The 10,912-nt window shown below is 70.2% G+C and carries 9 protein-coding genes; all 9 read left to right on the forward strand.

The features are described 5' to 3' along the window. The first annotated feature begins 121 nt into the window (after positions 1-121). The 9 genes from MOQ72_RS25495 (at position 122) to MOQ72_RS25535 (ending at position 10,791) form a co-directional block, all read left to right on the forward strand. On the forward strand, positions 122-979 hold the full coding sequence (locus MOQ72_RS25495) for an FAD binding domain-containing protein (protein ID WP_242188182.1): 858 nt from the start codon (positions 122-124) through the stop codon (positions 977-979). After that, positions 976-3,312 carry a xanthine dehydrogenase family protein molybdopterin-binding subunit gene (locus MOQ72_RS25500; RefSeq protein WP_242188183.1) on the forward strand — a complete coding sequence of 779 codons (2,337 nt, stop codon included), beginning with the start codon at positions 976-978 and terminating at the stop codon, positions 3,310-3,312. The genes MOQ72_RS25495 and MOQ72_RS25500 overlap by 4 nt, the downstream gene beginning before the upstream one ends. After that, complete coding sequence (locus MOQ72_RS25505) at positions 3,309-3,791, forward strand: (2Fe-2S)-binding protein (protein WP_242188184.1); 483 nt, start codon at positions 3,309-3,311, stop codon at positions 3,789-3,791. The genes MOQ72_RS25500 and MOQ72_RS25505 overlap by 4 nt, the downstream gene beginning before the upstream one ends. Then, the gene (locus MOQ72_RS25510; protein ID WP_242188185.1) at positions 3,788-6,079 is read left to right on the forward strand and encodes a xanthine dehydrogenase family protein molybdopterin-binding subunit; all 2,292 of its coding nucleotides are present in this window, start codon (positions 3,788-3,790) and stop codon (positions 6,077-6,079) included. The genes MOQ72_RS25505 and MOQ72_RS25510 overlap by 4 nt, the downstream gene beginning before the upstream one ends. Further along, positions 6,070-6,777, forward strand: a complete 708-nt coding sequence (locus MOQ72_RS25515) for an SRPBCC family protein (RefSeq protein ID WP_242188186.1) — start codon at positions 6,070-6,072, stop codon at positions 6,775-6,777. The genes MOQ72_RS25510 and MOQ72_RS25515 overlap by 10 nt, the downstream gene beginning before the upstream one ends. A 5-nt stretch (positions 6,778-6,782) precedes the next feature. Next, on the forward strand, positions 6,783-7,475 hold the full coding sequence (locus tag MOQ72_RS25520; protein ID WP_242188187.1) for an enoyl-CoA hydratase/isomerase family protein: 693 nt from the start codon (positions 6,783-6,785) through the stop codon (positions 7,473-7,475). A 28-nt stretch (positions 7,476-7,503) separates the two neighbouring features. Beyond that, entirely contained in the window at positions 7,504-8,385 is an 882-nt protein-coding gene (locus MOQ72_RS25525; RefSeq protein WP_242188190.1) for an alpha/beta fold hydrolase, read from the forward strand. A gap of 19 nt (positions 8,386-8,404) precedes the next feature. Next, positions 8,405-9,202: an SDR family oxidoreductase gene (locus MOQ72_RS25530; RefSeq protein ID WP_242188192.1), complete on the forward strand. Its 798-nt coding sequence runs from the start codon at positions 8,405-8,407 to the stop codon at positions 9,200-9,202. 221 nt (positions 9,203-9,423) lie between these two features. Beyond that, entirely contained in the window at positions 9,424-10,791 is a 1,368-nt protein-coding gene (locus MOQ72_RS25535; RefSeq protein WP_242188193.1) for an MFS transporter, read from the forward strand. Positions 10,792-10,912 lie beyond the last annotated feature (121 nt).

Genomic DNA, 10,912 nt, shown 5'->3' on the forward strand with positions numbered 1-10,912 from the left:
CCACGCCGGGCCAACGGAAATGCGTGGTCGGCGAATGCTTGCGCGAGACGTTCCGCGCTGTTTGAATCATGATATATCAAGTTGCAGACAGTGCCAGCGGCATCCGCGGAGAGGAGAGCCGTTGAAACCGGCATCCTTCGACTACCACCGGGCTCACGACGTTCGCGGGGCGACCGACCTGCTCGCCGAGCTGGGCGACGAGGCGAAACTGCTGGCTGGCGGCCAGAGCCTGGTGGCCATGATGAACTTCCGGCTGGCCCGGCCCGCCGCGCTGGTCGACGTGGGCCGCATCGGCCGGTTGAACTACCTGCGGCGCGACGCCGCCGCGCTGCGCATCGGCGCGTTGACGACGCATCGGGCGATCGAAACCGCGACCGCCGCCGAGATCGTCGGTCCCTTCGGGGTGCTGACCCGCGCGGCGCGCTGGATCGGCCACTATCCGATCAGGACTCGGGGCACCATCGGCGGCAGCCTGGCGCATGCCGACGCCACGGCGGAATGGTGCCTGCTCGCCGTGCTGCTGGACGCCCAGATCGTCGTGGCGAGCACGCGCGGGCGGCGGACCGTCGCAGCAACCGATTTCTTCTTCGGTTTCCTCAGCACTGCGTTGGAACCCGACGAGATGATCGTCGAAGTGGTGTTCCCGACCCCGGCGCCGCACGCGGCGCTGACCGAGTTCGCCCAGCGGAAGGGCGATTTCGCGATCGTCGCGGCGGCGGTGAGTCTCGACGTCGCGGGCGGGGTGTGCCGGTCGGGCCGGGTGGCGCTGGGCGGCGTGGATTCGGTGCCGGTCCGGATCCCGGCAGCCGAGGCCGTGCTGGCCGGTGGCGAACTGGGCGGCGAGTTGTTCGACGCGTGCGCCGACGCGGCTGCCGCAGCCATCGAGCCGGGCAGCGACGCGCACGGCAGCGCCGAGTACCGCCGCAAGCTCACCCGCACGCTGGTGGTCCGCGCGTGCCAGGAGGCGATGGCCGGGTGAGCGGGCAGCGAACCTGGGTCGGCGCGTCCGTGCCGCGGCGGGAGGACCCGCGGCTGCTGACCGGCCGCGGCCGATTCGTCGACGACCTGCAACGCGTCGGGGCCTTGTCCGCCGCGTTCGTGCGTTCTCCGGTGGCGGCAGCGGACATCAACGCGGTCGACCTGTCCGCGGTGACCTCGGTGGACGGCGTGCGGGCTGCGTTCTCGGCCGTCGAACTCGGCGTGTCCGGGCTGACCGCGTTGCTGGAGCGCGAGGAGTTCGTGCCGACCACGATGCCGATCCTGGCCACCGGCCGGGTCCGCTACGCGGGCGAACCCGTCGCGATCGTCCTCGCCGACGACCCGTACGCGGCCGAAGACGGCACCGAACTGGCCACTGTGGACTATGCGCCGCGCCGGGCCGTGACGTCCATCGACGACGCCCTGGCGGGCAACGCGCCCGACGTGCACGACGAATTGGACGAGAACACCTTCCTGGCAGTGGCACCGTTCGACGACGAAGTGGACGACGTCTTCGCCACCGCCGAATGCGTGGTGCGGACCTCGATGAGCAGCGGGCGGCAGAACGCGCTGCCGCTGGAGCCGCGCGGCTGCCTGGCGGAATGGGTCGACCGCGACGATCAGCTCGTCGTGCACATCTCCAGCCAGGTCCCGCACCAGGTGCGCACCGCGCTGGCTCGATGCCTGGGGCTGCGGGAACGGCAGGTCCGGGTCATCGTGCCGGACGTCGGCGGCGGTTTCGGGCTGAAATGCGTGGTGGGGCGGGAAGAAATCGCGGTCGCCGCGGCGGCCCTGCGGCTGCGCCGACCGGTGAAGTGGATCGAGGACCGGCGCGAAGGGCTGTTCGCGAGCTTCCTCGGCCGCGAACAGCGCTACCAGGTGCGGGCGGCGTTCGACGGAGCAGGCCGGATCCTGGCGCTGGACGCCGACGTGCACTGCGATGTCGGGGCGTACTCGGTGTTCCCGTTCACCAGCGGCGTCGAACCGCTGATGGCCGCCACTGAACTGCCCGGCGTCTACCAGGTGCCCCGCTACCGCGCACGGGCGCGCGCTGTCGCCACCAACAAGGCACCCACCGCGCCCTACCGTGGGGTCAGCCGTCCGCAGATCGTGCTGGTGATGGAGCGGTTGAAGGAACGCGCGGCACGGGAGCTCGGCATCGACGCGGTGGCCCTCCGGCGGCGGAACCTGATCGACACCTTCCCCTACGTCGGGGTCAACGGCATCACCTACGACCCCGGCTCGTACCGGGAGTCGCTGGACCGCTGCGAACAGCGGCTGCGCGAGGAGGGCTGGTTCGAGCTGCGCGGCACCGCGGCCGACCGGCTGATCGGCATCGGCTTCGCCTGCTTCAACGAGCGCACCGGGTACGGCACCGAGTCGTTCGCGCAGCGCAAGATGTCGGTGGTGCCCGGCTACGACATCTCCGAGGTTCGGATGGATCCCGGTGGTGCGGTGACGGTGGTGACCGGGACGTCGGCGCACGGCCAGGGGCACGAGACGACGCTGGCGCAGATCGCCGCCGACCAACTCGGCCTGCACCCGGACGCGGTGCAGATCCGACAGGGCGACACCGACCTGGTCAGCTACGGGTGGGGCACCTTCGCCAGCCGCTCGGCGGCCATCGGCGGCGGCGCGGTGCGGCTCGCGGCCGGCAAGCTGGCCGAGCGGATCAGGGCGATCGCCGCGCACCTGCTGGAGACCGACGGGACCAACATCGAGCTGGCCGACGGGTGGTGCCGCCGCCGGGACGATCCGGCCAGCTCGGTGCCGATCGCCGAGGTCGCCGAGATCGCTTATCTGCGCGCGCACCGGTTGCCCAAGGACTTCGAACCGGGGCTGTCCGCGCAGGCCGCGTTCGACGTGCTCACCTCGGGCACGTTCTCCAACGCCACGCACGGCGTCGTCGCCGAACTGGACCCGCGCACCGGGCAGACCCGGCTGCTGCGCTACCTGGTGGTCGAGGACTGCGGGGTGGTGATCAACCCGAAGATCGTCGATGGCCAAGTGCGCGGTGGCGTCGCGCAGGGCATCGCCGGGGCGCTGTACGAGCAGATCGGCTACGACGCCGACGGGCAGCCCAGCGCGGGCAGCCTCATCGACTACCTGGTGCCGACCGCCGGGGAGATCCCGGAGATCGACGTCGAACACCTCGAAACCCCGTGCGCATTCACCGAAACCGGCGCGAAGGGGATGGGTGAGGGCGGCACGATCGGGGCACCCGCGGCGGTGCTCAACGCGGTCAACGACGCCCTCCGCGACACCGGCGTGGAACTGGACGCCGTGCCCATCACACCCGAGCACGTCCTGCGAGCCCTGGAGTTCAGCCGATGAAGGACCAGCAGCTGATCAACGTCACGGTCAACGGCACCGAGCACGAGGTGCTGGTGGAGTCCCGCCGCACGCTCGCCGACGTGCTGCGCCACGACCTCGGCTACACCGGCACCCACCTCGGCTGCGAGCACGGCATCTGCGGAGCCTGCACGGTGCTGGTGGACGGTTCCCCGGCTCGGTCGTGCCTGATGTTCGGGGTGCAGGCCGATGGCGCCGAGGTGCGCACCGTGGAGGGCCTCGCCGACGGCGACCGGCTCTCCGACCTGCAGGAGGCGTTCTCCCGGCACCACGGGTTGCAGTGCGGCTTCTGCACGCCGGGATTCCTGATGCTGGCCGAGGCGTACCTGGCGGAGAACCCGGCGGCGAGCAAGGCGGAAATCCGCGACGTGGTCTCGTCGAACCTGTGCCGCTGCACCGGCTACCAGGGCATCGTCGAAGCGATCAGCGACGTCGCCACCACCCGGCGGGAGGTCGGATGAGCACGGCGACGCCGCAGCGCACCGGGGGAGTGGTCGGGACCCGCGTGCGGCGGCACGAGGACGACCGGCTGCTCAAGGGCCTGGGCCGGTTCGCCGACGACGTCAACCGGCTCGGACAGGTGCACGCGCGGATCGTGCGCGCCACCGTGGCGCACGGCGAGGTCGTGCGGATCGACACCACGGCGGCGCGGACGTTGCCCGGTGTGATCGCAGTGATCACCGGGGCGGATCTCGGTGACATCCCGCCGATCCCGATCCGGCTGCCGCGCGGCGACGAGCCCGAGGGCTGCCTGCAACCGATCCTGCCCGACGAGGTCCGCTACGTCGGCGAACCGGTTGCCGTGGTGGTCGCCGAAGATCCCTACACCGCAGAGGACGCGGCCGAGTTGGTCGCCGTCGAGTACCGCGAACTGCCGGTCGTCCTCGACGCCAGCGATGGGCCTGCGGCCACGCGGATGCAGGCCGGATTCGGCGAGGTGACGGCCGCGTTCTCGGCAGCGGCCCACGTCGTCGAACTGGACCTGGCGGTCGGTCGGCACGCCGCCGTTCCGATGGAGCCGCGCGGGTTGGTCGCCGAGTACGACGCGGCGACCGGGCGATTGCAGGTCTGGGGCGCGACGAAGGTCCCGGTGTTCAACCGCAACGTGCTCGCCCGGATGCTCGGGATGTCCGCGGAGCAGGTGCGGCTGCACGCCATGGACGCCGGTGGCGGGTTCGGTGCGCGGGGCGAGTTCTACCCGGAGGACCTGCTGATCCCGTGGCTGGCCCGGCACCTGAGGCGGCCGGTGAAGTGGACCGAGGACCGCGCGGAGAACCTGGTCGCGCTCAACCACTCCCGGCAGCAACGGCACCGCATCGCCGCCGCGTTCGACGCGGATGCCCGGCTGCTGGCGCTGCGCGACGAGATCACCCACGACAACGGCGCATACCTGCGCACCCACGGCCTGCTCGTGCCGGAGCTGACCGTGGGCATGCTCCCCGGCCCGTACCGGATTCCCGCGTACCAGGCCGTGCTGGACGTGGTGCTGACGAACAAGACCCCGTGCGGCACCTACCGCGCGCCCGGCCGCTACGAGGGAACCTTCGCCCGCGAACACCTGCTGGACGTCGCGGCGGACCGGATCGGCATCGACCGCGCCGCGATCCGGCAGCGGAACCTGTTGCGCCCCGACGAGATTCCGCACGTGCGTCCGTTGCGGGCGCTGGGCACCGACATGGTGCTGGACGCTGGCGACTACCCGGCGCTGCTGGCGACCGCGCTGGCCAAGACCAGCGGCTGGCGCGACGAGGTGGCGCGGCTGCGGGCGCGCGGTCGCAAGGCCGGTTGCGGCTTCGCGGTGTTCCTGGAGAAGAGCGGGCTCGGACCGCACGAGACCGCGGACGTGATCGTCGAACCCAGCGGGCGGGTCCGGGTGCATTCCGGCGGCACGTCGCTAGGTCAGGGCATCGAAACCGTGCTGGCCCAGATCGCCGCCGACCGGCTGGGCATCGACCACCAGAACGTGCAGGTGATCAACGGCGACACCGACCTGCAGCCGTTCGGGCTCGGCTCCTGGGCCAGCCGCTCGACGGTGTTGGCGGGCAACGCCGTCGACCTCGCGGCGACGGCCGTGTTGCGGCGAGCGCGATCGGTCGCTGCCCGCATGCTCGATGTCCCGGAAGACCTGCTGGAGCACTCCGGCGACGCGTTCGCGTTCGACGACCGCAGCGTGGGGTTGGGCGAGATCGCCGCCGCGTGCGCGCCCGGAAGTCCATACCTGGAGCCGGGAACCGAACCTGGGCTGGCGGCCCGCCGGGTCTTCGAAGTCGATCACATGACCTACCCGTACGGCGTGCACGTGGCGCTGGTCGACATCGATCCCGGCACCGGGCACGTCGCGGTGCCGCGCTACCTGGTCGCCTACGAGATCGGCAAGGCGATCAACCCGACGCTGGTCGAAGGGCAGTTGCGCGGCGGCGTGGCGCAGGGACTCGGCGGCGCGCTGTACGAGAACTTCCACTACGACGAACAGGGCCAGCCGCAGGCGGCGACGTTCATGGACTACCTGATGCCGACCGCGACCGAGGTGCCCGGCCTGGTGGACACGATCGTCACCGAAGATGCGCCCAGCCCGGACAACCCGTTGGGCCTCAAGGGCGCGGGGGAGGGTGGCATCACCGCGGCGGGCGCGGCGCTGGCCAACGCGGTGCGCGACGCGCTCGGGCTGACCGGTGCCGTGGGCCACCTGCCGTTGAGTCCACAATGGATCTGCACCGAACTGGGCCGAGGAGGAACCGCATGCGGCTGACCAACGAAGTCGTGCTACCCGCCGCGCCGGAGACGGTGTTCGCGCTGATCAACGACGTGTCGCGGGTCGCGCCCTGCATGCCGGGCGCGACGTTGGAGGGCCGGACCGGCGACGACTCCTACCGCGGCCGGGTCCGGGTCAAGGTCGGGCCGATCTCGGCCGCCTACCAGGGCGTCGTCCGCTTCCTGGAGGTCGACGAGCCCGGCAACCGCCTGGTGCTCGACGCCAAGGGCAGCGACCAGCACGGCAGTGGCAACGCCGAGGCCAAGGTGGAGGTCCGGGTCCGCCCGCACGACGACGGCAGCGTGCTCGCGCTGGACACCGACCTGGTGATCCGGGGCAAGGTCGCGCAGTTCGGACGCGGCGCCCTGGCCACCGTCTCGCAGCAGCTGATGGAGCAGTTCGCGCGCAACATCAGTGAACTGCTCGCCGAACCCGTCGTGAGTGGCAATGGTCGCCAGGACGACCACAACCACTCACGACCGGAGCTGGACGGGCTGTCGCTGGTCGCGGTGCCGGTGCTGAAGAAGATCGCACCGGTCGCGGCTGCGCTGGCGGTCGGAATCGTGGCCGGGCGGTTGCTCGGCGCGCGGCGGCGCGACGTGCTCGCGGACGATCGCGTCAACGCCGTGGTCCAGATCGGGTCGGAGAGCTTTTCGGTTCCGGCGCGCCGAGTCGTAACCCTGCTGAGGAGGTGATGCGCGTGCTGCACTGCACCCGTCAGTCCCCCGCCGTGGTGGTCCTCGCGCTGGATCGCCCGGATGTCCACAATGCACTCGATGCGGCGCTGGTCGATGCGCTGCACGAGCAGATCGCCGAAATCGCCGCCGACGAGCAGGTGCGCGCCGTCGTCCTCGGTTCGAGCACGCCGGGCAAGTTCTGCGCTGGGGCGGATCTCACCGTGCCGGACGAGGAACGCCGCAAGATCAGCGACGACCTCTACGCGCTGTACGAACGGATGCTGCGGTTGCCGGTTCCGGTGATCGCAGCGGTGGACGGCGCCGCCGTCGGTGGCGGGGCGCAACTCGCGTTGACCGCCGATGTCCGGTTGGGATCGTCGCGGGCGCGGTTCCGGTTCGTCGGGCCGGGCCACGGCTTGTCGGTCGGACCGTGGGCACTGCCGTCGACCGTCGGCCGCCGCGCCCTGGAGCTGGTGCTCAGCCAGCGCTTCATCGACGCGGAGGAAGCCGTGGCGATCGGGCTGCTCGACCGGCTCGCGGAAGACCCGCTGCGCACCGCCACAGCCCTGGCCGGATCGGTCGTGCAACTGGACCGCGACGCCGTGCGACGGGCGAAGCAGCAGGTGGTCGCTGACGAGCGGCTGCTGGCACGGCTCGCCGAGGAGCGGTCGGCGAACGCCGCGGTGTTCACCGGCGAAGTACCGCGCGGCAGATGATATATCAAATCGCAACTGGGAGGTTGGAGTGCCGTACGCGACCACCGACGACGGAATTCGCTTGTACTACGAGGAAACCGGCAGCGGCGAGCCGCTGGTCTTCGTGCACGAGTTCGGCGGAGATCACCGCTCCTGGGAGCCGCAGATCCGGCATTTCGCCCGCCGGTACCGCTGCGTCGTGTACGCGGCGCGCGGCTACCCGCCGTCGGACGTGCCCACCGAACCCGAGCGCTACGGCCAATACCGGGCCGTCGATGACCTGGTGGCCGTCCTCGACGCGATCGGGGCGGACCGCGCGCACGTGGCGGGCAACTCGATGGGCGGGTTCTGCACGCTCCACTTCGGACTCCGCTACCCGGAACGCGCCCGCTCGCTGGTGGTCGCGGGTTGCGGCTACGGCGCGCATCCCGACGCCCAGGAGAAGTTCCGGCGGGAGTCGGAGCTAGTCGCGGTGGCCTTCGAAATCGAAGGTTCGGCGGAGATGGCCAAGTGGTACGGCTACGGTCCGGCTCGCGTGCAGTTCGAGAGCAAGGACCCGCGCGGCCACGCCGAACACGTGGCCGTGCTCGCCGAGCATGACCCGGTCGGAGCGGCGCGGACGATGCGCGGCGTGCAGAAGGCCCGTCCGTCCCTGTACGACCTGCGCGCGGAACTGGCCGCGCTGGACGTGCCCACCCTGATCGTCGCGGGCGACGAGGACGACGGCGTGCTGGAGACCGACCTGATGCTCAAGCGGACCATCCCGCGCAGCGGCCTGGTCGTGCTGCCCAAGACCGGGCACGTGACCAACCTCGAAGAACCCGAACTGTTCAACCACCACGTCGAACGCTTCCTCGCCCAGGTCGACCACGACCGCTGGCCGCGCCGGGACCCGCGTTCGCTGAGCACTTCGACCACCGGCGCCAAGTAACCACGCAGAGGAGTCCACAATGGATATGAAGTTGGACGGCAAGATCGCATTCATCACCGGGGCCAGCAAGGGGATCGGCCGGGCCTGCGCGGAACAACTCGCGGCCGAAGGTTGCGACGTGGTCATCACCGCGCGCACCGAGGCGGACATCGTCCGCGCCGCCGACGAGATCGCCGCGGCCAGCGGTCGCAAGGTGCTCGGCCTGGCCGGGGACATGAGCGTCACCGCCGACGTGCAGCGCTGCGTCGACACCGCCATCGACCAGCTCGGCCACATCGACATCGTGATCACCTGCGCCGGTTCGTCGCCCGGCGGTCTGCTCGAAGAGCTGACCGAGGAACAGTGGTTGGGCAGCGTGCAGCTGAAATTCCTCGGCTACGTGCGCACGGTGCGCGCGGTGATCGGGCACATGCGCGAGCGCGGGACGGGCTCCATCGTGCTGGTGGTCGGCAACGACGGGCTCAAGCCGTCCTACTGGGAGATGACCGCCGGTGTCGCCAACGCCGCCGACATCAACTTCGCCTCCTCGGTGGCCGAGCAGTACGGGCCGATGGGCATCCGGTGCAACACGGTCAATCCGGGCCCGGTGAACACCGACCGGTGGGCCGGGCTGGAGGCCGCGTTCGCGCGGGACAAGAAGATCGACGGCCCGCGCGCGCACGAGCTCGCGGTGTCGTCGCTGCCGCTGGGGCGGATCTGCGAGCCGGAGGAGGTCGCCAACGTCGTCACCTTCGTCGCCTCACCGCGCGCCAGCTACCTCAACGGCGCGCACATCCCCGTCGACGGTGGCCAGCGCAAGGCCCTGATGGACCTCTGAATGCCTGTCTTTGGACTCGTTTTGCGTGGCGGTGCGGGTGGCGGAACCTCAGAAGCCTTCTCGCTCTGGGATCCCCGACATCATGTATGCCGATACACCACGTCGGGGCTGTCTTCGCGAGAAGACTTCTGAGAACCCGCGGCGGTGCCGGTTGCGAGGGTGGGCTAAACGGCTGCGCCGTTTCAAGAAAAAGATCAAAGACTGCGGCGAAGAGGAATGCCATGAAGACCGGAGATCAGATCGTCCAGGAACTGCCGTGGAAGTGGCGGACCCAGGGCGCCATCTTCCTGATCGGCGGCCTCGGATTCATGTTCGACGCCTGGGACGTCGCGCTCAACGGGTTCCTCATCCCGCTGGTCGGCGAGGAGTGGGACCTCTCACCGGGCGAGCGGGGCTGGGTCGGCACGTCGAACCTCATCGGGATGGCCGTCGGCGCGGTGGTCTGGGGCGCGATCGCCGACACCATCGGCCGCAAGCGCGCGTTCAGCCTGACCCTGCTGATGTTCTCGGTGTTCTCGCTGGCTGGTGCGGCGTCCCCGGATTTCGTCACGTTCTGCGCGTTCCGGTTCCTGGCCGGAATCGGCCTGGGCGGCTGCATTCCGGTGGACTACGCGCTGGTCGGCGAGTTCACCCCGGCCAAGGTGCGCGGCAAGGTGCTCACCGCGATGGACATCTGGTGGCCGGTGGGCGCGACGTTGTGCGGCATAGTGTCCGCCGCGCTGCTGGCGTTCGACAACTGGCGGCTGCTGCTGGTGGTGATGGTGTTGCCCGCGCTGCTGCTGTTCTGGGTCCGGCGCTCGGTGCCGGAATCACCGATGTACCTGGTCCGCCGGGGTCGAGCCGAGCAGGCCCGGTCGGTGATCGACGACCTGGTGCGCCGGACCGGGGCGAGCGTCGAACCCTGGACGCTGCCGGAACCAGCACCGCAGCCGAAGATGACCATCGCGGCGTTCGGCCGTCAGGCGCGCGACCTGTGGCGGTTCAGCGCGCGGATCACCTCGGTGTCGTGGGCGCTGTTCCTGACCGTGTTCCTGGTCTACTACGGCGCGCTGACGTGGCTGCCGAGCATCCTGGTCAAACAGGGGTACGGCAACTACGCGGCGTTCATGGTCACCACCCTGATGACCGCGATCGGCATCGTCGGCGTGGTGGTCTCGGCGTGGCTGGTGGACGTGGTCGGGCGCAAGTGGGTGATCGGGCTCAGCGGCCCGCTGGCCGCGCTGACCCTGGTGCTGTTCGCGGTGCAACTGGACATCGAGACGGCCGCCAAGTGGTGGATCGCGGCGTTCGGATTCCTCATCGAGCTGACCATCCCGGCGCTCTACGCCTATGTCTCCGAGCTGTACCCGACGGGCTTGCGCGCCAGCGGATTCGGCTGGGCGTCAACGGTCAGCCGGGTAGGGGCCGGATTCGTCCCGGTGATCTTCGGATCACTGCTGTGGCCGTACCTGGGCCTACCGCTGACGTTCGTGGTCATCGGAGCCCTGCTGGTGCTGGCATCGCTGTGGATGGCGGCAGCCGCCCCGGAAACCAAGGGCCGAGAACTGGACAACATCAACACCCCATCAACCCCCTCCAACGTCCCCTGACCCCCGGCACATCGAAGTGAAGGGCACCTTTGACCGGCTTACTGCTTGGGTTCTAGGGGTGGTTGCAACACCTGATTTGTTCAGGGGTTGTGGTGTTCGAGATCCGCGAGGGCCGGTCGCC

The organism is Saccharopolyspora soli, assembly GCF_022678645.1.
Taxonomy (GTDB): Bacteria; Actinomycetota; Actinomycetes; order Mycobacteriales; family Pseudonocardiaceae; genus Saccharopolyspora; species Saccharopolyspora soli.